We start from the raw sequence: 25,900 nt of genomic DNA on the forward strand, positions 1-25,900 counted from the left end.
TCAAATAGTTATGTATTGGCTAAAAGCCAAGGTTTGAGACTTATGCTTTCTGAAAAAGACCCGCATTGAGGGCTTTTAGCGCGCGCGTTTTGTCGGCGGTGTTGACCAGAATGCTGATGTTGTTGGGCGAGCCGCCGTACGAAATCATGCGCAACGGCACGTCTTCCAAAGCACCGAACGCCAAGCGGGCCGCCCCGTGCGTCGACTGTACCAAGTTACCGACCAAGCAGATAATTGTCTGATTCTTATCGACTTCCACGGTGCCAAACCCGCGCAAATCGTTTAGGATTTCCTCCAGATGCGTGGCGTCGTCGATGGTGAGCGACACGGCTACTTCCGAAGTCGTGATCATGTCGATGGGCGTGCGGTAGCGCTCGAATACTTCAAATAGGCTGCGCAAAAAGCCGTGGGCCAGCAGCATGCGGCTCGACTTGACGTTGATGGCTACCAACCCGTCTTTCGCGGCCACTGCCTTGATGGGCTCCGGGCCGGTTTTTGAAGAGATGAGCGTGCCGGGCGCTTCGGGTTGCATGGTGTTGAGCAAGCGCACCGGAATGTTGTGCTGACGGGCAGGCAGTACTGAGCTGGGGTGCAGGATCTTAGCGCCAAAATACGCTAGCTCTGCCGCCTCGTCGAATGACAGCTCCCGGATCGGGTAAGTGCCTTCCACCACGCGCGGGTCGTTGTTGTGCAAGCCGTCGATGTCCGTCCAGATCTGGATTTCGGAAGCATCGGCGGCTGCCCCAATCAGCGAAGCCGAGTAGTCGGAGCCGCCGCGCTTGAGGTTATCGATGCCCCCGTCGGCGTTGCGGCAAATATAACCTTGGGTTATAAATAACTGATTGTCATGGTGTTGTGCAAGCTGATGGGCGAGATGCTCGCGGATATAGGCTGCGTCGGGTTCTTCGTCGCGGTCGATCTTCATGAAATCCAACGCGGGCAGCAGAACAGCTTGCTGGCCAAGTACTTGCGTTACATAACGGTGAAACAGGAGCGTCGACAGCAGTTCGCCCTGGGCCAGAATTACCTTTTCGCCGGAGGCCGTAAGCGGGCCGCGCATCAGGTCGAAAACGGCGCGAAAACGGGCGTCAACCTGCGTGATGGCATCGGTGGCGTGGGCCTCATTGGGCAGCAACTCGCGAGCTACCATCAGGTAGTGCTGGCGCAGAATCTCGGTTTGGTACGTGGCAGCCGTGGTATCGCCATCGTAAAGCAGCCGCGCAATGTTAACCAGCGCGTTGGTGGTGCCCGACATAGCCGACAGCACCACAATGCGGCGCTCGTCGCTCTGAATCAACTCGGCCACGGCGCGCATACGCTCCGCTGAGCCTACTGAGGTGCCACCGAACTTGAGAACTTTCATGAGAGTAGAAAAGATGAAAACGAATGACGAAAGGCAATAAAAAAGCGCCGGTCTGGTGAGACCGGCGCGATTCAGGCAAGGCAAGGTTGCAAGCTGGAAACGAAAGCGACGGTCAGGCAGGGGTGCGTTTGAGCGCGGGTTTGCATTTGCTTCCCTTGACCATCTTCTTTCCCATCGACGCAGCAACGCCGCAGCCTACAAGGCCCGGAGCAACCACCAACGAAAAGGGAACAGCGAAGCGCATATGCAAAAGTGACCGTCAGCCCGCCACGCGGACTTTGCGTTCGCAAGTAAAAACATCTTGGCGCAATTTCCAGCACCCGCCCGCAGATTTGTGCAGAAACTCCCTTTGCTTTAGCATGGTGCTCTGATCGAAATCAGCGTTTAAGATGCGTGAGAAGCGCTGTCGGCCGAGAGCAGAGCCACCACTTCATCGGGGTTTTCTACCTCAATAATAAGCTGATTGTAGTCCTCGTGATCTAAGTCGATCACTACGGTTTTGTCGGCGTGGTGCACGTCCCAGAAGATGCGTTTCTCGTCTTGCAAAAAGGTGCCAGCGGTCAGCAAGCCGGGAATGTGGGTGCCCGGAACGCGCCAGCCGTGCCACCAGCCTTTCACGGCCTCCGGATCTTTCCGGGCGCCCAGAATGTGCTGACGCGGAATCTGCAACCGGCTCTTAAACGCCCATAGTTTGTGCAAGCCTTTGACGTTGAAGACGATTTCTTCGCCTTCGCGTGATACTTCAACCATGATTCTTCTTGATAAATAAGCTTCAACAATTTGAGTGAATGCCCTCGGCCCAAAGCGGAGCTAGTTACTACTTGCCATCGCGAAATCCAGGGGGAGTTGCAGCCCGGCCGACTTAGCCAGCCTGCTGATTCGCCAGCTTGGTCAGGCTCGTGGCCGCGTGGCTGAATTCCGACGGGATGAGCACGACGGTAGTGGTATTGTTGTCGATGCCAATTTCCGATATCATCTGCATGCGGCGCAGTTCCAGGGCCATGGGGCTGCTTTCCATTTGTTGGGCGCCCTGCGTGAGCTTGATGGAGGCTTCCAGCTCGGCTTCGGCTTTGATGAGGCGAGCACGCTTTTCGCGAATGGCTTCGGCTTCGCGCGCCATGGCCCGCTGCATGGATTCCGGAATTTCTACGTCCTTGATCTCCACCAACTCAATTTTGACGCCCCACGATTCGGTGGCTGCATCCACGAGCTGTTGCAGGGTAGCGTTGATTTGCTGGCGGCCGCGCAATACTTCGTCGAGCTGGTGCTGCCCGATGATGTTGCGTAACGCCGTGACGGCCAGTTGGTAAACTGCCTGGTTGAAGTTGGCCACCTTGATGATAGCATCCGCCGGATTTACCACCCGAAACCACAGCACGGCGTTCACCTTGATGGTTACGCTGTCTTTAGTAATGGTTTCCTGCTGCTCCAGATCCACGGTTTTCGTGCGGATGTCGATGGTTTGTTGCCGCTCGATGATCGGGATAATCCAGTACAGACCCGGCCCGCGCGTGCCCGTAAAGCGCCCCAGCCGAAACACAATGGCCCGTTCGTATTCCTGCGCAATGCGAATGCCCAGCAGCAGAAAAACAACAATGATGACGATAATTGCGAGAAAGTTCATGTGGCTAGGTAACTACTTGAAAGTGAAATTATTATGAATAAAAGCAGGCAGTTCATCCTGTATGCTAAGTCCGGGAGATGAATCGCTTAAAGCGCCGCTTCATTACAGCGTTTTGCAGAAAAATTTAGTGCTGAGCGACTTTCTTAGTGTCTTGTGGCTTGCGGGCCGGCCAAATAATTTCGATTCAATATCTGGTCAAGTAGAATAAAATTTATCAAAACAGATGAAACTAATGTACATACATTTTATGTATGTACATATATAAAGGTAGTAGGTGCTTTCAATGTGAAGTATTCTCTGCTTTTTATAAAACCTTGACTTAGAGACAACTGAGATATGAACGTTCTGCTTGTAAAAGGCAACCCTAAAGCTGCTGACGCATCGGTTTCACTGCAAATGGCGGATGCTTTTCTGGATACCTACCAAACTGCTCACCCATCTGCTCAGGTAGAAGAGCTGGACTTGTACCACGATTTTGTGCCGCTAATTGACGAGGACGTGCTGCGTGGTTGGGGCAAACTAGCTACCCAGCAGGAGCTTAGCCCAGTTGAAAGCCGTAAAGTGCAGGGCCTGACGGTGCTCGTTGAGCAGTTTTTAGCCGCCGATACAGTGGTATTCGCCTTGCCCATGTGGAACTTCGGCTACCCGCCCATGGTGAAGGCGTACCTCGATGCCATTGCCGTAGCTGGCAAAACCTTCCGCTACACCTCCGAAGGCCCGGTCGGGCTGGCCGGTGGAAAGCAAGTGATTGTGTTTGAGGCCCGTGGCGGCATATACAGCAGCGGCCCTGCTCAGGCTATGGAGCACACCACCAGCTACCTGACCACTTTCCTCGCCTTCTTGGGCATTACCGACGTGCAGCTCGTGTTGGCTGAGGGCTTGGCTATGAACGCTGCCGAAACGCCCGCTATTCGCCAAAATGCCATCTATCAAGCTCGCCAAGTTGCCGCTGAGCTACGTTTGGCTGCTTAAGCACTGCTTTCTGTTGTTAAATGCAAAAAGGCTGCCTTACCGGGCAGCCTTTTTGCATTCTATTCTATTGTACTCGTGTTCCGGACAGCTGTTACCGCACCGGCTTCGGAATTACTGGCAGGCTTTCGTGCCCTTCCGCATCTACTGACACTACGCCGAAGATGAAGTTGTCCTTGCTGTGGGGCAGGTCGGCTTTGGTGTCGGTGACGTAGAACTTCTGTTGCCACTGTGGCGCGTTGGTTTCGCGCATGAGCACGTAGTAGCCGGCCGGTTTTTCCCCCACTTTGGGCGCGTCCCATTTCAGCTCGGTGCGGTTGGTGAGGTTGGCGGTGAGCACCCCTACGTTTTCCGGCGACGAGGGCGCAAGAGCGAGGCTGGCCAGCGTGGCGAGGTTAACGCCGGTGTTTTTGCGAAGGTATTGATAGTCAACGCCTTCTGGCAGGTCGCCGTATTTGATGTTGTTTTCGGTGCGCAAGTCTTGGTGCTGATGGGTGAAGTCTTCGTTCATCTCCGTGAAGCGCACCGCCGTAAAGCCTTGCTGATTGAAAGGCGTGTGGTCGCCGCCGCGCAGGAAGCGGTCGGGACGATATTCTACCACAACTTCATGTCCGTCAACGTATTGCTTGCATGCTAAGCTGGTGTAGCGGGCGAGCTGGCGTGAAGGCGAATCGTTTTCGCTGCTCAGCACACGGCGCACTTTCGCTTCGTCGGGAGTTTCGGTGGCCGGCACGCCTTCGCTGAACACGCGCAAGTGCTTGGCATCTTTGATTTCGGGATCGCGGCCGGTGGAGTTGCCCACGATATCGTTGTTGAGCATGGCCGTTAGGTTCCAGCCCTCTTTTTTGGCGCGCTGCGCCAAATGCGTCGAGCCGTAAAGGCCTTGTTCTTCGCCCTGCACAGCCACGAAAATGATGGTCGCGGGGTATTTCTGCTGCGACATAATGCGGGCCAGCTCCATTACGGCTACCGTGCCGGAGCCGTCGTCGTTGGCGCCAGGGGCGTCGGCAGTGGCGTTCATCACGTCCGATACGCGCGAATCGATGTGTCCGCTCACGATAAACACGCGGGTGTCGTTGGGGTCGGTGCCGGGCAGGGTCGCCATCACGTTGGCCATCACCACGGGCTTGTTGATGCGCCGGCCGTCGGGCTTGATGGTGAAGGTATCCTGCGTGACTTTCAGGCGATTGCCGCTGGCTTTGCTGTACTTCTTAAACTCCTGCTCCACCCAGTTGCGGGACGCTCCGATGCCGCGCTTTTTGTCTTTGGTATCGCTCAGCGTGTGGCGCGTGCCGAATGAAACCAGTTTGCGAATATCATCCTCCAAGTTTTTGGCCGACACGTCTTCCACCATCTTCTTGATCATCGGATCGGGAGTAGTGGGCGGCGTATTTTGGGCGTGGAGGCTAAGCGAAAGAAAGCAAGCAGAAGTAAGCAGCAGAGAAGAACGAAAGACCATAGGAGCTGAGGTGTAGTTAGGTTACGCTAAAGCAAGTAACGTAATGTTGGAGAACTAACCACACGCAGGCCTCTGATTGGGCAGCTCGCGCCCTATATCTGCACTGCCGACACGATGGCACTGGCCGCATTGCCCCCAAAACCAGCGGCATTAATTAAGATGCGCCGTACTGGCCGGAATGGAGCAGGAGTAAGGTCAGTGGCGAAACCGGGCGCGGGCCACGATTGCGTAGCCAAGATGTGCAGGGCATAGTGCAGGCTCAGCGCTGCCGAGGCGCCCAGCGTGTGACCGATAAGCCATTTGTTGGACGTAAGCGCCGGCATTTCTTCCCCGAAAACCGCCGCGATGGCCCGGCGCTCGGAAGCGTCGCCGGCGTGCGTGCCGGGGCTGTGCAACACGATGGCGTCGATGTCGGAAGGAGCGCATGGGGCTTGCTGCAAAGCTTGCCGCATGGCTTTCTGGAAGTGATGGCCTTCGGGCGACAAGCCTGTTTTGCTGCCAATGGCTTCAAACCCGAAGCCAACAGCTTCTAAAATATAAGTATTTGATAATGAAGCACTTGTGTAATTGCCTTCCTCCAGTTGTTTGCGACTGATTTTCTCCAGCGCAAACACCGCCGCACCTTCGCCCAGCACAAACGTCGACGGGCGACCAGCGCCGGGGCGACACGGAGAATCAGAGGCTTCAAAAGGTGAATAAATGCCCAACGCATGCATTTGGGCCAACGTGAAGGCCGTGAGCGGAGCCTCGGTGCCGCCGGCCAAAAAGCGATCGGCCATGCCGGCGCGCAGCCACGCCATGGCATTGCCCAGAGCCTGAAACGCGCTGCTACAGGTACTCGAATGACTCAAAGCTGCTCCGGCAGTTGTGCCCGCATCGAAAGCTACCCAACTGGCTACGTTGCCCAGCGTCGTGAGCGGCGAGGTAGCCGGCGGCACGCTGCCTTCTTCCAAAAACTCTTCGTAAAACTGCTCCAATCGGCCCGTAGCGCCCCGCGACGACCCGATGCTGACCGCCAGCGCATTCTCTTGGTTATCAGACTTCCAGCCTGCCTGCGCAGTGGCTTGCCGGGCGGCGAGCAAGGCCAGCAGCACCGTGCGGTCGAGTTGGCGGTAGGCGCTGTGTTCTTTACGCAGCGCTGCCAGTTCCGCTTCCACCGAAGCGGGCAAAGCACCCACCGACAAGGTAGATGAGCCCAATGGCTGACTGCTGAAAGCCGGAGCGGCATTCGCATACCCCGAAGCGCCCGCGCCCAGCGCCGAGATGCTGCCGCTGCCGCGGATAATAATCAGATCGTCAGGCATAAACAGAAAAAATCAGGCGCGCCACGGGTCGCATTATTGATTGGCGAGCACCAGTTGGTGCATGTCGCGGAGGACATCGTAAAGCAGCGCCAGCTCTGCATCGGTGGTGCAATAAGGCGGCATCAAATACATGATGTTGCCCAGCGGCCGCAGGATTACGCGCCGCGCCAGCGCCAGATTATAAAGCTGGTCGCGCAAGCCGCTGAAGTACGTGGTGTGCTCCCCAACGGCAAATTCGATGGCCAGTACTGTGCCCAAGTGCCGCACGTCGCGTATGCCGGGCTGGCCAGTTATTTCCTGAGCGAACTGCTTGTGCGACAACGCGATACGAGCCAGGCTGGCTTGGCAATCTGCGGAAAGAAGCAGGTCCATGCTCGCTAGGCCCGCCGCGCAGGCCACGGGATTGGCAGTATAAGAATGACCGTGAAAGAAGGTCTTCATCCGGTCGTCGCTCAGAAAGGCCTCGTACACCGCCGCCGTGCAGCTCGTAACGCCCAGGGCCATGGTGCCGCCGGTCAGGCCTTTGGAAAGACAGATCATGTCGGGTCTTTCCATAAGATAATGACTAGCAAAGAGTTGCCCAGTACGGCCAAAGCCCGTCATTACCTCATCGGCGATGGCCAGAATGCCGTGGCGGTGGCAGCAGCGGATCAATTCGTCGAGTATGGCGGGCGAGTAGGTAAGCATGCCGGCCGTGCCCAAAAGCAAGGGCTCAAACACGAATGCGGCCACATCGCCCTGTGCCGCAATGGCTTCAAGCTGCGCGAGCGTGTCGGCTTCGCGGCCGGGTACGGGCACGTCGATAAAGGCCACATCAAACAGCAGCGGCGCAAACGGCGCGGTGAAAGCCCCGCGGCTGCTCACGGCCATCGCCCCGAAGGTGTCGCCGTGGTAACTGTCGCGGAACGCCACGATGGTGCGGCGGGGCTGCTCTTGGTTGAAGAAGAATTGCAGCGCCATTTTCAGGGCTACTTCCACGGCCGTCGAGCCATTATCAGAATAGAAGATACGCCCTTGATTATCAGGAAGAATAGCCAGCAGCTTCTCGGCCAGTTCGACAGCGGCGGGGTGCGTGAAACCGGCAAACAGCACGTGCTCCAAAGTACGTAGCTGCTCCGCTACGCGCTCAGCGATGTGCGGGTGCGCATGGCCGTGCAGGTTTACCCACCACGAGGAAATGCCGTCGAGGTAAGCGGTGCCGTCTTCGGCGTAAAGCCACGCACCCTGCCCCCGCACAATCGGGATGGGCAAGGTCGCAGTTTGCATTTGGGTATACGGGTGCCACAAAATGGCGTGATCGCGTTCGGCAAGGGTAGGCATGCGGCAAAGGTAGCGCGGACTTTGTAGTTCGCGGCCTCGTTGGTGGGTGAGATACTAATCTGGCAAACGGGGATTACGGCGCCTGAACTACTTTTCGAACCACTGTCGAAAGCTCGTAGCGTACTGGCCAACTGCTTCTGCGGTCACCGCTGCTTCGGGCAGAACGCGCGGCATAATCTGAACGCCAGTGTGCTGTTCGATGAACTCCTCGGTGGCCGGAGTAGGTTCGCCGTTGAACACAAGGCCGCGCACCGGAATGCCACGCCGTTGCAGGGCTTCCAGCGTGAGCAGCGTATGGTTGATGCTGCCCAGATAGTTACGCGATACGACCACGGCTTGCAGCTGCAATTGCGCCAGCAAATCTACCATCAGAAAGCCCGGCGCGAGCGGCACCAGCAGGCCGCCGGCGCCTTCTACTACTATATGATTGGGGGTTGTGGGCAGCCGAAAATCGGTGGGCCGGAGCAGGATGCTTTCAGCGGCGGCGGCGGCGTGGGGTGAGGCCGGCATGTGCAGGCGGTAGGCTTCGGGGTGAAAACGCGTGGCCAGGTTCGTCACCAGCGCGCGCACGGTTTCGGTGTCGGTGGTAGGGGTGAGGCCCGCTTGCACCGGCTTCCAATAATCGGCGCCAAGAGCTTCGGTCAGGATGGCGGCAACCACCGTTTTGCCCACATCCGTGCCGATACCTGTTACGAAAAGACGTTCGGGATAAGGCATTCGATGGTTTATTATAATTGCTTGATTAACAATTGATTAAGCTTGGAGTCAAAACCCTCGCCAACTGATCAATTTCCTGTGTGGTATTGTAACTGTGCACGATCAGGCGGAGGCGTTCGGTGCCGGCGGGCACGGTAGGCGCCACAATGGGCCGCACATCGAAGCCGGCTGCTTGGGCGCTGGAAGCCAGCTGCCGGACGCGTGCCGGGCTGTTGCCTTGCGCAAAAAACACCGGATGAATGACGTGGCTCGCAGTTGGTACACGCAAATGCGGCACGGCATTGAGCTTGTCCTTCAAATAGTTAGATAACTCAAACAACTGTTGCCGCTCAGCCGTCAACTTGGGCAGCAGCTCATAAGCCGCCGCCAACGACGCCAGGCTCAACGGAGCCAAAGCCGTGGTGTAAATAAAGGGCCGCGAGAAATTAATCAGATAGTCGCGCAGCACAGCCGCGCCGGCCACAGCCGCACCCTGACTGCCCAAGGCCTTCCCAAAGGTAAGTACGCGCGCAAACACCTGGTCTTCCAGCCCTAGTGCTGCCACCAAACCTTCGCCCCGGGGGCCATAGATGCCGTTGGTATGTGCTTCGTCTACAACGAGATATAATCCGTGGTGCTGACAAAAATGTGCTAATTCACGCAGCGGCGCCTGGTCGCCATCCATGGAATAAAGGGCTTCTACGGCCACAAACACTGCGCCGGTAGCGCGAGGCAGGCGGCGGGCTAAGTCGTCTAAGTCGTTGTGGCGGAAGCTATAAGCCGTAGCGAAACTGCCCCTGATGCCGTCCTTCACGGAGGCATGAGAAGCTTCGTCGTAGAAAATAGTGTCGCCGCGGCGTGGCACAGCGGTAAAGAAGCCCATATTGGCCGCATAGCCCGAGTTGAAAAGCAAGGCGGCTTCGGCCCGGTGAAACTCGGCCACATGCGCTTCCAATGCTTCGGCAGCGGCGGAATTACCAGTTAGCAGACGAGAACCAGTGCTTCCTGTAATTATTTGACTATCAAGTATATATGATTTTATTTTTTCTGACAAAGTTTCCGACTTCGCCAACCCCAAGTAATCATTTGAGCTGAAGTCAACTAAGCCGGTGGCCGGAAGCGTCAAGTGGCGGCGGGTGCCTTCGGCTTCGCGTTTGGTGAGGTGTTGCGCGAGGCGGCTCAGCAACGGGTTGGGAGGTGCCATAAAGCCGAAAAACTAAGCTCCCCTGCTTTTTCAAGAAGGGGAGCTAGCGTTGGTAATACTCTGATTCTGAAGTTCTAAGCTTCCGCCTTGCTCAGCACGGCAGCGCCTTTCGGTACGTCCTTGAAGGCTTTGCGAGGCGTAAGACCCAGCAAATCAAACATTTGCTTGTCGGCGTCGAAGTCGGGGTTGGGGGTGGTCAGAAGCTTTTCGCCGGAGAAGATGGAGTTGGCGCCGGCCAAGAAGCAAAGGGCCTGCTCCGTCACGGGCATTTCCTGACGACCCGCCGAGAGGCGCACGATGGTTTTGGGCATCAGGATGCGAGCCGTGGCAATCATGCGCAGCATTTCCCACACACTGACGCGTGGCTGCTCGGCTAGCGGCGTGCCTTTAACGGGCACCAGCGCGTTCACCGGCACCGATTCGGGGTGGGCGGGCAGCGTAGCGAGCGTGTGCAGCATGGCCACGCGGTCCTGGTCGGTTTCGCCCAAGCCGATGATGCCACCGGAGCACACCGAAATACCGGCCTGGCGCACGTTGGCGAGCGTATTCAGGCGGTCGTCGTAGGTGCGGGTCGTGATGATTTCGCTGTAGTGCTCGGCGCTGGTGTCGAGGTTGTGGTTGTAGGCGTAGAGGCCGGCTTGCTTGAGGCGTTCGGCTTGGTACTCGTTGATCATGCCCAGGGTGCAGCACACTTCCAGACCCAGATCATTGACCTGCGTCACCATGTTGAGTACGCGGTCGAAATCGCGGTTGTCGCGCACTTCGCGCCAAGCAGCGCCCATGCAAAAGCGGGTCGAGCCGGAGTCTTTGGCGCGCTGGGCGGCGGCCAGCACTACTTCGTCTTTCAACAGCGCATGAGTCTCAACGCCAGTATGATAGCGAGCTGCCTGTGGGCAGTAGGCGCAATCTTCGGGGCAGCCGCCGGTTTTTACCGACAGCAAGGTGCACACCTGCACTTCGCCCGTGGCTTGGTGCTCGCGGTGCACGGCGGCCGCTTGGGCCACAAGTTCCAGCACGGGCTGGTGGTAAATAGCTTTTACTTCGTCGAGAGTCCAGTCGGTACGGAGCATAACGGGGCGGTGAGGTCTGGTTGTGGTGAGGGGCGCTAAGGTAAGCAGCTCGCAAGATACACGAGAAGTCCTTTCGCGCCATTTCGGGCGGCAATTCTGCACAGACAAGCCACCAGATGAGCTACAAAGACTTGATGACGCGGCACGGATTCCCAACGGCTACCGAATTACTAGGTATCGAGCGCGTTACGACGCTGCCGGCGCCAACCGTCACGTTGTCGCCAATCTCAACGCCGGGCAATACGATCACGCCCGCACCCAGCCATACGTTGTGGCCAATCGTGATGGGGTGGGCAAATTCCAGCCCCGAAATGCGAGTAGCAGCGTCTATCGGATGGCCAGCGGTGGTGAGTACGACGTTGGGCGCGATGAACACGTTATCACCAATGCTGACGGGGGCGCAATCCAGAATAATAAGGTTGTAGTTGGCGTAGAAATTCTGGCCGAGGGAGATATTGAAGCCGTAATCGCAGCGAAACGGGGCTTCAATATGAGCGTTTGCTTCATATCCCAACAACTTGATTAGCAAATCTTTATCTAAATCGACCGGCTGCTGATTGTAGCGGAAGCAAAGAGCCTTGGCTGTCCGTCGGGCTTCTACCAGTTCCGGGTCGTTGGCGTAATACAGCTCGCCGGCCACCATCTTTTGTTTTTCAGTTAAGGTGCTCATGCAGTAGTGGTTATGAGTTTTGCGCTTCCATTTGCTTTTGAGGCGCGACCAGATACTAACCGCGAAGGGCCGCTTCAATATCACTTGAAACGGCCCTTCGCGGCAAGATTTCTAACACAAGTTGCCCTAGCGCTTGGGGGAGCGGCTGCGACCCTTGGTTTGGGGTTGGCTGCGCGGAGGTCGCGCGGCCGATTTGCCGGATGCACTTCCCGCGGCGCGTGGGCTGCCGGTGCGGCCTGCGGGCTTTTTAAAGGGTTTGCCCTCGCCTGCAGGTGCTTGGCCCGCTGCCGACCGCGGCTTGCCGGCCGGTTTGCGCGCCGATTTCGAGTAGATTCCTTCCGATTTGCCGGGCGATTTTTCGCTGCGGCTGCCCGACTTGCGCACCGGTTTTTCGGCGTTTTCCTCGTCGGGGCGGGTGCGCTTGTCTTTCCAGAAATCGTGCGTGCGCGACACCCGTTGCTTTGGCAAAGAAGCTTCTTTGGTGCCGGTCGAGTGCTCAGTCATGGCCATGAGGTCAGCCAGTTCTTTTTCGGTCAGTTCGCGCCAATCGCCTACGCCTAAGCCTTTTACCGAAATATTCATCACCCGAATGCGCTCGAGCTGCACCACTTCGTAGCCGAAATGCTCGCACATGCGCCGGATCTGGCGGTTCATGCCCTGAATCAGGGTGATGCGGAAAATGTAGTTGGTTTCCTTTTGCACCTCACATTTCTGGGTCATGATGCCCATAATCGGCACCCCGCCGCGCATGCCCTCGATAAACTGGCTGGTGATCGGCTTGTCGACCATCACGATGTATTCTTTCTCGTGTTTGTTGCCGGCCCTGAGGATTTTGTTGACGATGTCGCCGTTGCTGGTCAGCAGGATCAGCCCCTGCGAATCTTTGTCGAGGCGGCCAATGGGGAAGATGCGCTCGCTGTGCTTGATGTAGCGGATGATGTTGTCCTTGACACTGGTTTCGGTGGTGCTGGTGATGCCCGGCGGTTTGTTGAAGGCAATGTAAATCGCGTCTTCGGCCGCCCGCGGCTCGATCAGGTTGCCATTGACCACCACGCGGTCTTTACTCGAAACTTGGTCGCCGATTTTGGCCTTTTTGCCGTTGACCAGCACGTTGCCCTGCTCAATGTATTTGTCCGCTTCGCGCCGGGAGCAAACGCCGCTCTCGCTGATGTATTTGTTGAGGCGGGTTAAGGTAGTATCAGCCATGATGTTGCAAATGAGAAAGTTGGCAACCGATGCTAACAGCAGCGGCCCGCCGAAGCCAAAGGCTGCGAAGCGGGCCGCAAGGTACGGAGAAGCAAACAGGGAGCAGAATGCGGCGCGTTATGGCAGTGAAAATAAAACCGAGTGGTGTGCCTTTTCTGATATTGTGTAATCAGTTGATTATTAATCAGTTAATATTCCTTACAGTGCCACTTTTTTCTCGCCTTTGTCCACGGCCAGAATGAACTTGGTTAGGCCGTTCATGTATGTTTGCTGGTCGTCGTAGAGGCTCATGTGGCTGCCCTTGGGGCAAATAAGTGCGGTGCCATTTTGCACCTGCGTGGCAATCCAGCGCATGTGCTCGGGGTCCATGGTGTCGTATTTGCCGCCGATAGAAAGCACGGGCACTGACAGCTTCGGCAAGTCCTTGGTGCGATCCCAGTGCAGCAGCTTGCCGGCTACGCCAAACTCGCTGGGCCCCTGCATGGTTACGTACAGCGACTGGTTCATCTTGCCAAGTGAGCGCGTAAGCGGCTCGGGCCACTTGTCCAGCGGAATGCGGCAGATGTGCTCGACGTAGAAGTTGGGCATGAGCAGCTCCATGTAGCGTGGGTTCTCGAAGTCGTTTTTGGCTTCGATCTGCCGGATTTCGGCCAGCACTTCCGGCTTCATTTGCTTGGCCAGCACGTTGTCGGCGTATTTGCCGTAGGCGGGCACACTCATCATCATGTTGGAAATGATGAGACCTTTCAGGTTTTGCTGGTACTTGAGCGCGTATTCCGCCGCCAAAATTCCGCCCCAGGAGTGGCCGAGCAAGTAGAAGTTGTCTTTGTTGAGGTTCAGGGCTTTGCGCACCTGCTCCACTTCCTCCACGTAGCGCGGCAGGCTCCACATGGCCGTGTCCTTGGGGTTGTCGGAGAGACCGCAGCCGAGCTGGTCGTAATAAATAAACTCGATGCCGTCTTTGGGCAGAAAGCTTTCCATGCACTCGAAATACTCGTGCGTGGCACCGGGCCCGCCATTGAGCAGCAACACCTTCATTCTGGGGTTGTTACCAAAGCGCTTGGTCCAGATGTTAAACTTGCCTTTGGGTGTCGAAATCGGGATGACCTGCACGCCGCCGTCTTTCACCGCGCTGGTATCGCCGGCGAAATATACACTAGGCTCGGAAGCTACCGCCGAGGCTTCGCTTTTGGTTTGTGGAGTGCAAGCTGCTCCACCGAGTAGCGTGAGGAGCAGGGCAGAGCCCAGTAGTTTTTTCAGCATGATGGTGGGAAAAGCGCGGTGAAAGAATCGGTGCCAGCAAGGTGTTAAACCTAGCTATAAATTCGACCCTTCCCAAAAGCCAGCTATGCCACGTAGGCTCCGAAACCTATTGCTTATTTGGCCTCAGCTAGCCACTGCATGGCCCGGTAGTCGCCCGGACCGAAAAATAGCCGCAGCACGTCGTCCGTGATGGTCAGGCCGTTGGCGCTGTTGGTGAAAAACACCACGCTTTCCCGCCGATTCGGAAAAGCTAGAAAGAAGCCTTCGAAGTCGCCGTTGTCGCCCCAGTGCCACAGCGCCGGACCACGGCTGGTCATGACCAGACCGAGGCCGCAGCCCCAATCGATGTACGGGTCGGTAGCTGTGGCTGGTGTGCTGCATCGGTTGGCGGCATTTGCGGGCGTGATCAGCAACCGGGCGGTAGCTGGCTTTAGGCCTTGGCCGGTCATTAGGGCCATCAAAAAAGCGTTGTAGTCGGCCGCCGTGGTAAGCAAACTGAAGCCCGCATTGGGCTCCGCAAACCGCTTAATTTCTGTGGGCTGGCCCGCGCTATTGTGGCCGTAGGCGGCGTTGGTGTTGAAGCGAGCTTGCCACACGTAGCTGCTGTGGGCTAAGTGCAAGGGCTTAAATACTTCCTCCTGAGCTAGTACTTCAAACGACTTGCCGGTAAGATGTTCTAAGGTTTTCTGCAAAAACACATACCCTTCGCCGGAGTAATTCCAGCAGTCGCCCGGAGCATATTTGAGCGATAGCGCTGAGGTTTTCCAGCCGGCTTCCAAAGGGTTCTGCGCCCAGTTCGGCAGGCCCGAAGTATGGCCCAGTACCATCCGGGCCGTGATTCTTTCGGCGCTCGCTTGCTGGGCCAGGCGTGGGTAGCGGTAGTAGGTCAGCAGGGGTTTATCCAGGTCGAGCAGGCCCTTGTCGTGAAGCCGCAGGGCCGTGTAAGCCAGCATGACTTTGCCCAAAGAAGCGGCCTGAAAGATAGTCTGGGCGTCAAGAACCTGAGGAGAGTCTGCTTTACGCAAGCCCAGAGTATACGCGGTAGCCTTGCCCTCCTTGGTGTACACCAGCTGCATGCCCGGCACATTTGCTTTTTTGAGCAGCGCTGCTAATTCAGTTTGCTGCGCCGAAGCGGTAAGGGCCTGAAGCAAAAGCACTAGGAAGGCAAGGCAGGTTTTCATGAACTAGGAAATAAGGGCCGCAAGTTTAAATAGGCTTTCACAAGCAAGATGGCGAGAAGCTCAGTGCAGTTGCCCAGGTGTACAACAGAAAGGCGGGCCGCCCCAATCGGAGCGGCCCGCCTTTCTATAACTTCTAAAATTGTGTACAGTCACCCAGGCAGAGCCCCGCGCCATCAGTGGGGATTGCCTTTTTGCTTAGCTAAATAATATATTATAATTGAACCAGCCATCATTGTAATGCAACTTGTTAGCCAAAGCCAATAACCTAAACAATAATGGGTTATGTTAGAATATGTGGGTGCTTCACTAGTAATTACTTTGTCAAATAGAAGAAAAGTTATTGCGAATAAAGAGGCTATAGAACTAGTGACTATTGCTGTTCTTTTATCATTAAAAAGCATGATCCACGAAAAGATTAATAAGGGATTAGCCAGCCAAGTTAATGCTGCCCCGCTTCCTAGCAGAATACCTAACCAACCAATTAAAAGAAGCCCAAGTGATGATGACCAAGCATTGTAATCAACCCTATCAATGTAGAAAGCATCTTGGGTTAATGCAATCAAATAGAATAATATACTAGTAACAAAAACGTATAATTTTATATTTTTCATTCTTTAATGAAATGGTTAATTCCAATTTAGAGGATTAATTTGCAAATTTTTATTTAATGATATTCTTTATGATAATTTTATTAAAATATTTAAAGTAACAACCATGATTACTTATTAATAATTTATTTAAGTATAAATGAGTATAGCTAAAAAAGTATAGGCCGCCCCAATCGGAGCGGCCCGCCTTTCTTCAATCTCTAAAAGCTGCAACAGCGACTAGCCCATCGTGTGGTACACGGCCTGCACGTCGTCGTCCTCTTCGAACTTGTCGATGAGCTTCATCACTTCTTCTACCTCCTCATCTGAGAGCGTGACGGTGGTATTGGGTACACGCTGAAGCGTGGCGCTGAGCGGGTGCAAGCCTTTGTCTTCTAGAGCTTTCTGCATCTGGCCGAAATCGGTGAAAGCCGTTTCGATTACCATGATTTCCTTGGTAGCACCGTGCTCGTCTTCTTCCTCGTCGAGATACACGTCTTCGGCGCCAAAGTCGATGAGCTCCAGTTCCAACTCGTCGCGGTCGAGGCCTTCGGCAGCCAACTTGAACACGCCTTTGCGCGTGAACGTGTAGTCGCTGGAGCCGGCCGTGCCGAGCGAGCCGCCGCCGCGGTTGAAGTACATGCGCACGTTGGACACGGTGCGCACGGGGTTGTCGGTGGCGCATTCTACCACCACCGCAATGCCGTGGGGCGCATAGCCCTCATACACAACCTCTTCGTAGTCTTTTTCTTCTTTGCTGCTGGCGCGCTTGATGGCGGCTTCCACGCGGTCTTTGGGCATGTTCACGCCCTTGGCATTCTGCATGGCCGTGCGCAGCCGGGCGTTGGTGTCGGGGTTGGGGCCGTTTTCCTTCACGGCCATCACGATTTCCTTGCCGATGCGGGTAAAGTCCTTGGACATACGGTCCCAGCGCTTCATCTTACGGCCTTTGCGGAATTCAAAAGCTCTTCCCATAGTATGTAGTAGCTAAATGCGGGTGGTAACGGTTGAAAACTCAGGTGCTCCGAAGCGGCCAGCTCCAGCCGGCGCTCCCGAAGGGACTGCAAGTTAGTAGAAAGGCCGGCCGGGCGCAATTGGCCCGGCATTGTTGCCAGCGGAGAAAGCGGCGGTTGTACTGCTCTTCAGAAAATGGTTTTGGCCACTTCGTTTGTCATTGAAAACGTCTGTCATCCAGAGCGCAGCAAAGGATCTCGCGTGTTTAGCTGAATAGCACTACAACGAAGCGAGCGAGATCCTGCGCTGCGCTCTGGATGATGGCTGCTATTAGGACGTAAATAATTGATTATTAGATACCTATAAAAAAATATCGGCAACTTCTTTCCAGTTATTTACGCGCCGGTATTGGGTTTCGTGTACGTTGTGGTGCGACGTAAACAAGATGCCTTCGCCGCGAAAATCGCGGAAGTTGTAGGCATTGTCGTCGATGAGGTAGTCGGCGTTGAGGATGCTTTTGTCGCCGCAGAATACGACGTGGCTCGTCGGGATGAAGTCGAAGTGCGTGCGGAGCCATTCAAACTTTTCGCCGAACGACAACGGGAATCCCATCGCGGCCGTGGCAATGAACAGCTCGTAGCGGTCGGCCATTTGGCGCAGTACTGCTTGGCTATCAGGCATTACGGGCAAATCCTGGAAAAAGCCCACGGTATCGAGGTACTCGCGCAAGGGCTTGCGGTGGTCCGGCGCGACGGCCTCGAGCAGGCGTTTGCCGTGCAGGTGCTCGGGGGTGAGCAGCACGTTGAAATCACGGTGGTACCATTCCGTAAACCGCTGCACGGCGTCGGCAATGACTTCGTCCATATCAATGGCAATGCGCTCTTTGGGCATGTTACTGGGTAATGGTGAGGGTGTTCTGAACTAACGAAGCCGCCAATCGGTCCGCCAAACGCCTTTTTGATACGGCAAAAGGTTGGTTTGGGTGTGAGCGCGGGTTTGGTAGCCCGCCTTGCAAGCCCTGACTCGCAGATACTCAGCAGGATAACCAATAACCATAGGCTGAGCTTGCCCGTAAGGTTATTTAGGCTTTCGTAGCCCCAGCCCGCCCCAACATGGCGGGCTTTTTTAGGCGTATTTCCATCCCGTAGCATTAGTCGCTCTGCTCTTATCTACCACAACCAATTCTATCTAAAGCTCTATGAATCAATTTACTGGCGTTATGCAGGATTTGCTGGCCCGCTCGGCCGCCGAAGTGTCGCGCAAAGAATTCCTTCGCTACACCGGCCGCGGCCTGGCGGTGGGCGTTGTCGGCGGGCTGCTGGCTTCCTGCCAGAAGAGCGGCGAAAATTCGGGGGCGTCCGAAGCGGCCACGTACACGGCTCCTAGCGGCGCGGGCGCTTCTTCCGAGGCTACTTCGCCACCGGCCAAAGTGCCCACCGAAGTCGACAAACCCATTGAGCTAGAGGAGTGGAAGTCGAAAGTAGATCGGCAGTCGCCGCCCACGCCTACACCGCTGCCGCCCGAGCAGCGCGTGGGTTACGCCATTGTGGGCTTGGGGCACCTTACGCTGGAAGAAATTTTGCCGGCGATGGGACAATGCAAAAAGTCGAAACCGTTGGCGCTGGTAAGCGGGTCGCCCGAGAAAATGGCCAAAGTAGCCAAGCAATACGGCATCAAACCCGAAAACTGCTACAGCTACGAGAACTACGATAAGCTCAAGGACAACCCGGCGGTGCAGGTAATCTACATTGTGCTGCCCAACTCCTTGCACGCCGAATACACCATTCGGGGGGCGCAGGCGGGCAAGCACATCCTCTGCGAAAAGCCCATGGCCACGTCGTCGGCCGATTGTCAGAAGATGATTGATGCGTGCAAGAAGGCCGGTCGCAAGCTCATGGTGGCGTATCGTATTCAGTATGAGCCCAATAACCGCCTGGTGCGGAAGATGATCCAGTCGAACCAGTTTGGCAAGACCAAGGTCATAGAGGCGCACAACGTGCAAAGCTCGGCCAACCCGCAGCACTGGCGCCACAAGCTGGCGCTAGCCGGCGGCGGTGCCTTGCCCGACATCGGGCTTTACTGCCTGAATACCAGTCGGTTTCTGCTGGGCACGGAGCCTACGGAAGTCTTTGCCTACACCTACAGCACGCCCGGCAACCCGCTGTTTAAGGAAGTCGAGGAAATGGTGTCGTGGCAGATGCGCTTTCCGGAGGGCATCGTGGTAAACTGCATTTCTGATTACAACACCCACGAGTCGCGGCGCTACCGGGTGCTGGCCGAAAAAGGCTGGATCAACCTGGAGCAGGCGTTTGCCTACGAAGGCCAGCAGCTCCAAACGGCGCACGCTGAGGGCATAGTTGGCCACAAAGACCAGCTCACGCTCGGCAACAAAAACCAGTTTGCCACCGAAATCGACCACTTCTCCGAGTGCATTCTGGACAACAAGGAGCCGCACACGCCCGGCGAGGAAGGCCTTCAGGATCATCGGATTATGGAAGCCATCTGCCAGTCGGCCCGCGAGGGCAAGCCGGTGAAGCTGCCAGCCGTGGCCAAGAAAGACGCCTTCCGCGGTCCCGAGCCAGAAGAAGAAAAGAAGGCGTAGGAGCGCGCATGCCTCTTTTACCTGATTCTCTTGCGGCCCTGCCTTGTATAAGGCAGGGCCGCTGCTCTTTGTAACTATTTCAGTAGGTGGTAGATACCAACTGTTGACTTCTGAGAAAGCGCGAGAAGTTGTATACTAGGGAAGCGTTTTGGGCCTGCGTGCCTGAAGTGCTTTGTCCTTGTTCTTCTCCACCCAGCGCATTCGTCTATGCCTACTTTTATTCGCGATCTGATCAAACCGGCGGCCGAGCTGCCCCAGGCTGATGTGGCTTTTGTGGGCCTGCCCCTCGACGCCGGCACGGTGCTCGAAGGCGGCCGGGCCGGGGCCACAGAAGCGCCCGATGCCATCCGGAGCGAGCTGCGGCGGTACCACAAGACCTACAACCTAGAATACGACGTGGACTTACAGCGCTTGCGCCTCGCCGACGCCGGCAACCTCGACCTGACCAGCCCCGAGCACACGGAAAACCACGAACGTATCCGGCAGCAAATCAGCGCGTTGCTGTTTCAATATCCGAAAGTAGTGGTGTTCGGTGGTAGCCACGACGGTACCTACTCTACGGTGCGCGGCCTCTGTGATATGGCCGAGCAACCCGGCGGCGGCCTGAACATCGATGCCCACGCCGACGTCAAAAACAAGCCCGAAATCAGCAGCGGCACCCCGTTTGGCAAGCTGCTGCGCGAAGGCTTCGTGCTGGGCAAGCATTTCACCGAAATCGGGCTGCACAGCAACCTCAACGCCAAAGAAGACATCGACTTTCTGCGCAAGCAAAACGCCAAGATTATCACGCTGGCCGACGTATTCGAAAACGGCATCGAAGGCTACGTCGAGCACGCGCTCAACCGCGCCGTAGCGGCGGGCGGGCCTGTTTTCGTCAGCCTCGACCTCGATAGCCTGGCCCAGGCTTTCGCGCCTGGTGTGAGCGCGCCCAGCTCTGATGGGCTCACGCCGCGTCATGCAGTCCAAGCCGCGTTTCTGGCCGGAAGGCACCCGGCGGTGCGCCTGTTTGAAGTGGTGGAGCTGAACCCGCGCTACGACCGCGACAACCAGACGGCCCGGTTAGCTGCTACTATCGTCACTGCTTACCTCACTGGCGTGGCGGTGGCGTTGGCCAAACTGCCGCCGCTGGAGCATCATCACAATCGCTTGGCTCACGGATAAGTAGTTGTTAGTTAATTAGTTATGATTGCAGAGTTTGTGTTGTGAAAGTCCATAAGAGTTGCCAAGGCAACGGTAGGGTGGGAGTGGTCATCTACTAAGTTGAAATATTTTTTGGAGGCCGTGTAACGAATGGCGGCCTTGGCGGTACTCGTGCTGCCTAACCCAAAATAGCCAGGTGGTTGGGTGGCGATGGTCACATCATCACATCAGGTATCTGGTAATCAACGAAATCCATGTTTCCCAACTTTCATCTACCCAACGCTATGAAAACCCTGCTTACCGCTCTGCTGCTTGCTACTGGTGTCGTTTCTGCCGCCGCTCAGGGGGCTTCGGAGCCCAACTTCGAGTCGACCTGCAACGAAAGCCGCTGGGGCAACCAAAAAGGCTTCTGCGAAACCCGCGACCTGAATTTTGCCGCGCCGGCCGCCGGCCAAACCCTGACTATCGACGGCCGCGACAACGGTGGCATCACGGTGCGGGCGTGGTCGGGCTCCGACGTGCGGGTGCGGGCCCGGGTGCAGTCGTGGGCCAAAACGACGGAGGAAGCCCAGAGCCGCGTAAAAGGCGTGAAAATCTCCAGCAGCGGCAACTCCCTGCGCGCCACCGCTCCCGGCGACGAAACTAACTGGTCGGTGAGCTACGAAGTGTTTGTGCCCCAGCATACGGCGCTGGCTCTCAACACCGTAAACGGTGGCATCAGCGTCGAAGGCGTGCAGTCCAACATCAAGTTTGACGCCACCAACGGGGGCATTACCCTCAAGAATGTAGGCGGCAAAGTAAGTGGCCACACCACCAACGGCGGGCTGCACATCGCGCTTTCCGGCTCGAAGTGGGAAGGCGAGGGCCTCGACGTAACCACCACCAACGGCGGCATCACCTGGGATTTGCCCCGCAATTATTCGGCTAAGCTCTTCACTAGCACTACCATCGGTGGCATCCATGGCGACCTGCCCGTAACCAAAACCGGAATGCTGAGCAAGGAAATAGCAGCCAATCTCGGCCAAGGTGGTGCTCCGGTACGCGCCGTAACGACCAACGGCGGCATCAAAGTAAACCAAGCCGGGGAGTAGCGTTTTACTTCATTCCAGAACAAAAAAGGCGCCGTATGCACGGCGCCTTTTTTGTTCTGGATTATTTTATAAATAATTGATTATTAATTATTTATACCGAATGCTGTGGTGCGGGAAATAGAGCTGCTCTACTTCTTTTACATCGTCTTGGTAGCTCACGTTGTACTTGGAATTGTACTTCGAGTAATCCTCGTCTTCGTATTCGAGCAACTCCAACTCGCGTTGGTCGTGGCGTTGCTTGCGAACGACCAGGGCGGCCGTTGCCAGCAACGCGACGCCGACGCCGAGCAGCGCGGCTTCTTTGGGCAGCGGATCGGCGGGAGCGGGCGGCACAAACTGCACGCCGTCGGCATCGGTGCGGGCCGGCGCACTGACGTAGCGGCCGTGCTTGGGCACCGGGAAGCTGAGGGAGAGTTCGCGTAGCCCTGCCGCCGCTTGCGGGCCTTTGATGACGGGGCCGTGGCCGCAACCGATGGCTTCCGGCTCTAGGTTAGCCAGCTCGACTACGGAGGCATGCGCCGCTTCCCAGTCAAACGTAAACGGCGTGCCGGCCCGGCTGATCTTCGGAATCTGGAGCAGCAGCGAGGGTATCGAATCGTGCTTGGCCGTGGCAAATGCATCGGCCCCAATCAGGGTTTTATCTTCTTCGCGGAAGAACGCCACTTGGCCGGGCGCGTGGCCGGGTACGTGCAGCCACCGCCAGCCCGGCATGAAAGGCGGCTCCGGGTCTTCGGGCAAAGCCTGAATTACATCGGTCATCTGAAACGACTGCGGCGGAAAAAACCGGCTTGCAAACGCCAGCGAACCTCCTACGGTGGGGTCGGCGGGCGGGTACACGGCTTTGCCGGTCAGGAAAGGCAACTCGAGCGGATGCGCAATCACGGGTACTTTCCAGTGCTCAGCCAGTTCTTGGGCATTGCTGGCATGGTCTAAGTGGCCGTGCGTGAGCAAGATAGCTTCCGGGTGGGTGCCGGGGTAAAATAACTTATCGACCGCCGCGAGGATGCTTTTGGCAGCACCCGGCAAACCAGTGTCAATCAGCACCCATTGGCCGGGCCCGGTTTCCACGATATATACATTAACAAAGCGTTGAATGGTCAGCTGGGTGACGCCACGGGCTACTTGTTCCATTGCTTTTTTAGGGTTAGTTCAAGCACACAGTACGCAAATCCGGACAAGAGGGTAGGAGTTGGCAAGTTTCCGAAAGCTTTGAACCGGAGTAGCAACGCCTGCAACCTGTTGCTCACGTTCGCCGTGCTTATCTGTCCTCCTGAGCGCGAGCCAACGAGAACAGACAGTTAGCTGATTGCAAAAGCGGCCCGTCGCTATTCCACCTTTACCCCTGGCAAATCACGGCCGCCTTGGTGTAGAATCAGCTTTTCAACGGCGCCGGAAGCCGCTTTGACAAACTCAATGTCGGCCTGCACTTCCTTGATGGAGTAGTGCCCTGTGGTTTCGGCCGCCAGCTCAAACCGCGACTGCCCGGTGGCTTGCAGAAAAAGCTGGCTGTTTTCGGCCGTGATGGCTATGAAAAAAGTAGGCGCCAACTGATACTTGCCCACATAGCTCGTCAGCGGTGAAGCGTTGCTTCCCAGTGGCTTAGGGGCCGGCGTCGGAGCGGCGGCCACGGTTGGGGCGGGCTTAGGCTTGGCGGCGGGCTGGTTGTAGAGAATGTGCAGCAGGCCACGATCCACTTCGGTTAAATGCTCACCGCCTTGGTTGTCCAGCACCACAATCAAGCTCTGATCTTGGGGAATGCGGGTGAGCAAGCTGCCGAAGCCGTTGATGCCGCCGTTGTGCTCCACCAAAGTCAGGGTATCCTTGCCCAGCACTCCGCGGGCGGTCATCCAGGCATAGCCGTAGTTATTGAGGAAGGGCTTGAACATCAGGGCTTTGCTAGCAGCAGACAACAACTGGTCGGAGTCTAGGGCGCGGTCCCATTTGTACAGGTCTTCGACCGTAGAATACAGCGAGCCCGCCGCGTAGGGCACCGTCATGTCGAGGTAAGGTGCGTTTTCGAAGCCAGCGGGCGTTTTTTGATACCCCGCGGCGCGTTTGACCAGCACCGTGCCCGGCAGGTCGTAGCCCGAATTGTCCATGTGCAGGGGCCGGAGGATATTTTCCTGCAAAACCTGCGCGTACGATTTGCCCGTCACTTTCTCGATGATGGCCCCCAGCAGGAAATACCCGGAGTTGCTGTAGTGAAACTTCGAGCCGGGCTCAAACTCCAGCGGCAGGTTGGCAAATGTGCTCCAAAACGCCGTGGGCGTGGTCGGCCGGATGCTGGTTTCGGCAACGAAGCGCGGCAATCCGGTGTAGCTCGGAATGCCCGAAGTGTGCGTCAGCAGGTGGTGAAGCGTGATATTGTCGCCGGTAACCTTCGGGTAATCAGGTAAATAGTCGCTGATGTGGCCGTCGAGCCGGAGCTGGCCTTTTTCCACGAGCTGCATCACGAGCATGGAGGTAAACTGCTTGGTCAGCGAGCCAATCCGGAACTTGGTATCGGGCGTGTTGGGGAGGTTCCATTCGCGGTTGGCCAAACCGTAGCCCTTGCTGAAAATGACCTTGCCTTTTTCGGCCACCAGCACAGCCCCGCTGAACTGCCCCGCCCGATACGATTCCTCCATAAAGGCCTCCAGCTTTTTGACTTTCTGGCGGTTTTGTGCCAAACTTTCTGTTGGCAACCAGTTGATAATCAAAGCAATAGCAAAAGTTAAAAAAGTCGAGTAAGCAAAGCGATTGTTCATGATTTTCAAGGATTTAGAAAGGATAAATGCGGAAAATAAAGGCATGAGGAAGCCGGCCGCGGTAAATCAGCGGAAGCGGAGGGCTAAGAAACGAGGGGTAGTAAGCGGCCTATTTAGGCGGCGCAGGGCCGTTGTCGGGCACGTATTCGAGCAAGTCTCCGGGCTGGCATTCGAGCACTTGGCAGATGGCGTCGAGCGTGGAGAAGCGGATGGCTTTGGCCTTGTCGCTTTTCAGGATGGAAAGGTTGGCGAGGGTGATGTCCACGGCCGCAGCCAGGGTGCTGAGCGACATTTTACGCCGGGCCAGCATGACATCTAGGCGAACGATAATAGCCATAGGATCAAACAGTTAGTTCGGCCTCTTCGGCCAGTTCCACCCCGCGCTGGTAGCCTGCTGCCAAGATCAGCAGCATAACGCCCACGAGCCAGTTGGCAAGCAATGACGAATTGAAGTAGGAAACAGAAGTCAGGTGCGAACCGGCCGGCGCCAAGGCCGCGAGCTGCTTATTCAGCCACCACGTCGAGGTCCGGCTGTATAAGTCGCACACAATCAATAAGATACCGAGCCAGCGCAGGCGCCGCACGTTGACTGGTGTAAAGGGTGCTCCGGGCTTTATGTCCCTCAAAATCAAATAGATCAGTATGCACATCGTGAGCGTAGCCACTACATAGGGAAAAGGCTGCGGCGAAGAATTCATCAGCCTCAGCAGCAGGCGTTTGGCGGCATTGGCCTCGCGGTACACGAAAGTGCCGTTGGCGGCGCGCGATACCACTTGGGCTCCTTTGCCCGTCGCGACGTGCTGCTGGGTCGCCTTTAGCTGCGACTCCCAACCGGCCAACGGCTGTTGCACATTCAGCGTGACCACGTCGCCGGGCTGCTGCGGGTCAAACACATTGATGAAGAGATAAAATGCGGCAGCAATGGCGCCCAGCACGCAAATTATCAATATCAGAAAGCGTATAACCTTGATGAGGATGACAGTCGTGCGGTTCATAAAGAGATTGGCTGGTAGTAGCGTGGAAGTATGGTGTAAAGGAATAAATATTTATTGATAAACAATAAATTATAATCGCTTTTCAGAAAATATTTATTGGTAGGGATGTTGGTGTTTCTCTTGCTAGTGCCTTCACTCTGGTTCTGCGCAGTGCAGCCGAAGCCTCTCTGCCGCTTCGTTAGAATTTATAATCAGTAGAGGTGCTTCGACTGCGCTCAACAGAGCAGGAGGGAAGGGAAGAGTATGAGCTAACAAGCGGGAAGGGCGGCTCCATATACTCTCTTCTTGCGAGGCGCAGAAAAACAAGCCAGCCTACCTGCGGGAGAAAGGATGAAAAGCGCGTCGGCGCGAACAAGCAAAAAATCTATCTTGCTGATTCCCTCCCAACGCTTTCAAGCCATGTTACGCCACCCCGCCGAGACCTCCGAAACCCAAGCCGCTGCCGACGCGAAAGC

Annotated in this window: 24 protein-coding genes; 4 read left to right on the plus strand and 20 right to left on the minus strand. The window is 56.3% G+C overall.

Annotated elements, in window-relative coordinates:
• Window positions 1-40: 40 nt before the first annotated feature.
• From H9I52_RS03980 to H9I52_RS03990, 3 genes are all read right to left on the minus strand, one after another.
• Window positions 41-1,363, minus strand: coding sequence for an aspartate kinase (locus H9I52_RS03980; RefSeq protein ID WP_187452749.1), 1,323 nt, complete (start codon window positions 1,361-1,363; stop codon window positions 41-43).
• A gap of 384 nt (window positions 1,364-1,747) precedes the next feature.
• Complete coding sequence (locus tag H9I52_RS03985; RefSeq protein ID WP_139513906.1) at window positions 1,748-2,113, minus strand: hypothetical protein; 366 nt, start codon at window positions 2,111-2,113, stop codon at window positions 1,748-1,750.
• A gap of 112 nt (window positions 2,114-2,225) precedes the next feature.
• On the minus strand, window positions 2,226-2,987 hold the full coding sequence (locus H9I52_RS03990; protein ID WP_139513904.1) for a slipin family protein: 762 nt from the start codon (window positions 2,985-2,987) through the stop codon (window positions 2,226-2,228).
• Window positions 2,988-3,323: 336 nt separating this feature from the next.
• Between H9I52_RS03990 and H9I52_RS03995 the strand changes: the two genes are divergently transcribed.
• Entirely contained in the window at window positions 3,324-3,959 is a 636-nt protein-coding gene (locus H9I52_RS03995) for an FMN-dependent NADH-azoreductase (RefSeq protein ID WP_187452750.1), read from the plus strand.
• Between the two features lie 91 nt (window positions 3,960-4,050).
• On the opposite strand, the gene H9I52_RS04000 is transcribed toward H9I52_RS03995, so the two are convergent.
• The 13 genes from H9I52_RS04000 to H9I52_RS04060 form a co-directional block, all read right to left on the minus strand.
• Window positions 4,051-5,415: a M20/M25/M40 family metallo-hydrolase gene (locus tag H9I52_RS04000; RefSeq protein WP_187452751.1), complete on the minus strand. Its 1,365-nt coding sequence runs from the start codon at window positions 5,413-5,415 to the stop codon at window positions 4,051-4,053.
• A 92-nt stretch (window positions 5,416-5,507) separates the two neighbouring features.
• Window positions 5,508-6,719, minus strand: coding sequence for a beta-ketoacyl synthase N-terminal-like domain-containing protein (locus H9I52_RS04005; protein ID WP_187452752.1), 1,212 nt, complete (start codon window positions 6,717-6,719; stop codon window positions 5,508-5,510).
• A 33-nt stretch (window positions 6,720-6,752) separates the two neighbouring features.
• Window positions 6,753-8,039 carry an adenosylmethionine--8-amino-7-oxononanoate transaminase gene (gene bioA / locus H9I52_RS04010; protein ID WP_187452753.1) on the minus strand — a complete coding sequence of 429 codons (1,287 nt, stop codon included), beginning with the start codon at window positions 8,037-8,039 and terminating at the stop codon, window positions 6,753-6,755.
• A gap of 87 nt (window positions 8,040-8,126) precedes the next feature.
• Entirely contained in the window at window positions 8,127-8,756 is a 630-nt protein-coding gene (bioD, locus tag H9I52_RS04015; protein WP_187452754.1) for a dethiobiotin synthase, read from the minus strand.
• 25 nt (window positions 8,757-8,781) lie between these two features.
• The gene (locus tag H9I52_RS04020) at window positions 8,782-9,939 is read right to left on the minus strand and encodes an aminotransferase class I/II-fold pyridoxal phosphate-dependent enzyme (RefSeq protein WP_187452755.1); all 1,158 of its coding nucleotides are present in this window, start codon (window positions 9,937-9,939) and stop codon (window positions 8,782-8,784) included.
• A 74-nt stretch (window positions 9,940-10,013) separates the two neighbouring features.
• Window positions 10,014-11,009 (minus strand): biotin synthase BioB, encoded by a 996-nt coding sequence (gene bioB / locus H9I52_RS04025; protein WP_187452756.1) that lies wholly within the window; start codon window positions 11,007-11,009, stop codon window positions 10,014-10,016.
• Window positions 11,010-11,130: 121 nt separating this feature from the next.
• Window positions 11,131-11,679, minus strand: a complete 549-nt coding sequence (locus H9I52_RS04030; RefSeq protein WP_187452757.1) for a sugar O-acetyltransferase — start codon at window positions 11,677-11,679, stop codon at window positions 11,131-11,133.
• A gap of 126 nt (window positions 11,680-11,805) precedes the next feature.
• Window positions 11,806-12,885, minus strand: coding sequence for a 23S rRNA pseudouridine(2604) synthase RluF (gene rluF / locus H9I52_RS04035; RefSeq protein WP_187452758.1), 1,080 nt, complete (start codon window positions 12,883-12,885; stop codon window positions 11,806-11,808).
• A 198-nt stretch (window positions 12,886-13,083) separates the two neighbouring features.
• Entirely contained in the window at window positions 13,084-14,148 is a 1,065-nt protein-coding gene (locus H9I52_RS04040; protein ID WP_139513884.1) for a proline iminopeptidase-family hydrolase, read from the minus strand.
• Between the two features lie 113 nt (window positions 14,149-14,261).
• Entirely contained in the window at window positions 14,262-15,329 is a 1,068-nt protein-coding gene (locus H9I52_RS04045) for a serine hydrolase domain-containing protein (RefSeq protein WP_187452759.1), read from the minus strand.
• A gap of 173 nt (window positions 15,330-15,502) precedes the next feature.
• Window positions 15,503-15,940, minus strand: coding sequence for a hypothetical protein (locus H9I52_RS04050; protein WP_187452760.1), 438 nt, complete (start codon window positions 15,938-15,940; stop codon window positions 15,503-15,505).
• A gap of 216 nt (window positions 15,941-16,156) precedes the next feature.
• The gene (locus H9I52_RS04055; RefSeq protein ID WP_139513878.1) at window positions 16,157-16,891 is read right to left on the minus strand and encodes a YebC/PmpR family DNA-binding transcriptional regulator; all 735 of its coding nucleotides are present in this window, start codon (window positions 16,889-16,891) and stop codon (window positions 16,157-16,159) included.
• A gap of 339 nt (window positions 16,892-17,230) precedes the next feature.
• Window positions 17,231-17,761 (minus strand): 5' nucleotidase, NT5C type, encoded by a 531-nt coding sequence (locus tag H9I52_RS04060; RefSeq protein ID WP_222940398.1) that lies wholly within the window; start codon window positions 17,759-17,761, stop codon window positions 17,231-17,233.
• A gap of 307 nt (window positions 17,762-18,068) precedes the next feature.
• Here H9I52_RS04060 and H9I52_RS04065 point away from each other — a divergent pair, with 307 nt between their 5' ends.
• The 3 genes from H9I52_RS04065 to H9I52_RS04075 all read left to right on the plus strand — a co-directional run bounded on the left by H9I52_RS04065 (window position 18,069) and on the right by H9I52_RS04075 (window position 21,703).
• Window positions 18,069-19,472 carry a Gfo/Idh/MocA family protein gene (locus tag H9I52_RS04065; protein WP_187452761.1) on the plus strand — a complete coding sequence of 468 codons (1,404 nt, stop codon included), beginning with the start codon at window positions 18,069-18,071 and terminating at the stop codon, window positions 19,470-19,472.
• A 207-nt stretch (window positions 19,473-19,679) separates the two neighbouring features.
• Complete coding sequence (locus tag H9I52_RS04070; protein WP_187452762.1) at window positions 19,680-20,633, plus strand: arginase family protein; 954 nt, start codon at window positions 19,680-19,682, stop codon at window positions 20,631-20,633.
• 263 nt (window positions 20,634-20,896) lie between these two features.
• Window positions 20,897-21,703 carry a DUF4097 family beta strand repeat-containing protein gene (locus H9I52_RS04075; protein ID WP_187452763.1) on the plus strand — a complete coding sequence of 269 codons (807 nt, stop codon included), beginning with the start codon at window positions 20,897-20,899 and terminating at the stop codon, window positions 21,701-21,703.
• A gap of 87 nt (window positions 21,704-21,790) precedes the next feature.
• Here H9I52_RS04075 and H9I52_RS04080 read toward each other — a convergent pair whose 3' ends face one another.
• The 4 genes from H9I52_RS04080 to H9I52_RS04095 all read right to left on the minus strand — a co-directional run bounded on the left by H9I52_RS04080 (window position 21,791) and on the right by H9I52_RS04095 (window position 25,445).
• Window positions 21,791-22,834 (minus strand): MBL fold metallo-hydrolase, encoded by a 1,044-nt coding sequence (locus H9I52_RS04080; protein ID WP_187452764.1) that lies wholly within the window; start codon window positions 22,832-22,834, stop codon window positions 21,791-21,793.
• Between the two features lie 194 nt (window positions 22,835-23,028).
• The gene (locus H9I52_RS04085) at window positions 23,029-24,372 is read right to left on the minus strand and encodes a serine hydrolase (RefSeq protein WP_262385935.1); all 1,344 of its coding nucleotides are present in this window, start codon (window positions 24,370-24,372) and stop codon (window positions 23,029-23,031) included.
• Window positions 24,373-24,559: 187 nt separating this feature from the next.
• Window positions 24,560-24,787: a helix-turn-helix domain-containing protein gene (locus tag H9I52_RS04090; protein WP_139513866.1), complete on the minus strand. Its 228-nt coding sequence runs from the start codon at window positions 24,785-24,787 to the stop codon at window positions 24,560-24,562.
• 4 nt (window positions 24,788-24,791) lie between these two features.
• Complete coding sequence (locus tag H9I52_RS04095; RefSeq protein WP_187452766.1) at window positions 24,792-25,445, minus strand: DUF2975 domain-containing protein; 654 nt, start codon at window positions 25,443-25,445, stop codon at window positions 24,792-24,794.
• Between the last annotated feature and the right edge of the window lie 455 nt (window positions 25,446-25,900).

Source organism: Hymenobacter sp. BT491 (genome assembly GCF_014349165.1).
In the GTDB taxonomy this organism is placed as follows: Bacteria; Bacteroidota; Bacteroidia; order Cytophagales; family Hymenobacteraceae; genus Hymenobacter; species Hymenobacter jejuensis.

Coding starts and splice junctions, on each gene's coding strand:
- H9I52_RS03980 (WP_187452749.1), bottom strand. CDS start 1,363: ATGAAAGTTCTCAAGTTCGGTGGCACCTCAGTAGGCTCAGCGGAGCGT.
- H9I52_RS03985 (WP_139513906.1), bottom strand. CDS start 2,113: ATGGTTGAAGTATCACGCGAAGGCGAAGAAATCGTCTTCAACGTCAAA.
- H9I52_RS03990 (WP_139513904.1), bottom strand. CDS start 2,987: ATGAACTTTCTCGCAATTATCGTCATCATTGTTGTTTTTCTGCTGCTG.
- H9I52_RS03995 (WP_187452750.1), top strand. CDS start 3,324: ATGAACGTTCTGCTTGTAAAAGGCAACCCTAAAGCTGCTGACGCATCG.
- H9I52_RS04000 (WP_187452751.1), bottom strand. CDS start 5,415: ATGGTCTTTCGTTCTTCTCTGCTGCTTACTTCTGCTTGCTTTCTTTCG.
- H9I52_RS04005 (WP_187452752.1), bottom strand. CDS start 6,719: ATGCCTGACGATCTGATTATTATCCGCGGCAGCGGCAGCATCTCGGCG.
- bioA (WP_187452753.1), bottom strand. CDS start 8,039: ATGCCTACCCTTGCCGAACGCGATCACGCCATTTTGTGGCACCCGTAT.
- bioD (WP_187452754.1), bottom strand. CDS start 8,756: ATGCCTTATCCCGAACGTCTTTTCGTAACAGGTATCGGCACGGATGTG.
- H9I52_RS04020 (WP_187452755.1), bottom strand. CDS start 9,939: ATGGCACCTCCCAACCCGTTGCTGAGCCGCCTCGCGCAACACCTCACC.
- bioB (WP_187452756.1), bottom strand. CDS start 11,009: ATGCTCCGTACCGACTGGACTCTCGACGAAGTAAAAGCTATTTACCAC.
- H9I52_RS04030 (WP_187452757.1), bottom strand. CDS start 11,679: ATGAGCACCTTAACTGAAAAACAAAAGATGGTGGCCGGCGAGCTGTAT.
- rluF (WP_187452758.1), bottom strand. CDS start 12,885: ATGGCTGATACTACCTTAACCCGCCTCAACAAATACATCAGCGAGAGC.
- H9I52_RS04040 (WP_139513884.1), bottom strand. CDS start 14,148: ATGCTGAAAAAACTACTGGGCTCTGCCCTGCTCCTCACGCTACTCGGT.
- H9I52_RS04045 (WP_187452759.1), bottom strand. CDS start 15,329: ATGAAAACCTGCCTTGCCTTCCTAGTGCTTTTGCTTCAGGCCCTTACC.
- H9I52_RS04050 (WP_187452760.1), bottom strand. CDS start 15,940: ATGAAAAATATAAAATTATACGTTTTTGTTACTAGTATATTATTCTAT.
- H9I52_RS04055 (WP_139513878.1), bottom strand. CDS start 16,891: ATGGGAAGAGCTTTTGAATTCCGCAAAGGCCGTAAGATGAAGCGCTGG.
- H9I52_RS04060 (WP_222940398.1), bottom strand. CDS start 17,761: ATGCCCAAAGAGCGCATTGCCATTGATATGGACGAAGTCATTGCCGAC.
- H9I52_RS04065 (WP_187452761.1), top strand. CDS start 18,069: ATGAATCAATTTACTGGCGTTATGCAGGATTTGCTGGCCCGCTCGGCC.
- H9I52_RS04070 (WP_187452762.1), top strand. CDS start 19,680: ATGCCTACTTTTATTCGCGATCTGATCAAACCGGCGGCCGAGCTGCCC.
- H9I52_RS04075 (WP_187452763.1), top strand. CDS start 20,897: ATGAAAACCCTGCTTACCGCTCTGCTGCTTGCTACTGGTGTCGTTTCT.
- H9I52_RS04080 (WP_187452764.1), bottom strand. CDS start 22,834: ATGGAACAAGTAGCCCGTGGCGTCACCCAGCTGACCATTCAACGCTTT.
- H9I52_RS04090 (WP_139513866.1), bottom strand. CDS start 24,787: ATGGCTATTATCGTTCGCCTAGATGTCATGCTGGCCCGGCGTAAAATG.
- H9I52_RS04095 (WP_187452766.1), bottom strand. CDS start 25,445: ATGAACCGCACGACTGTCATCCTCATCAAGGTTATACGCTTTCTGATA.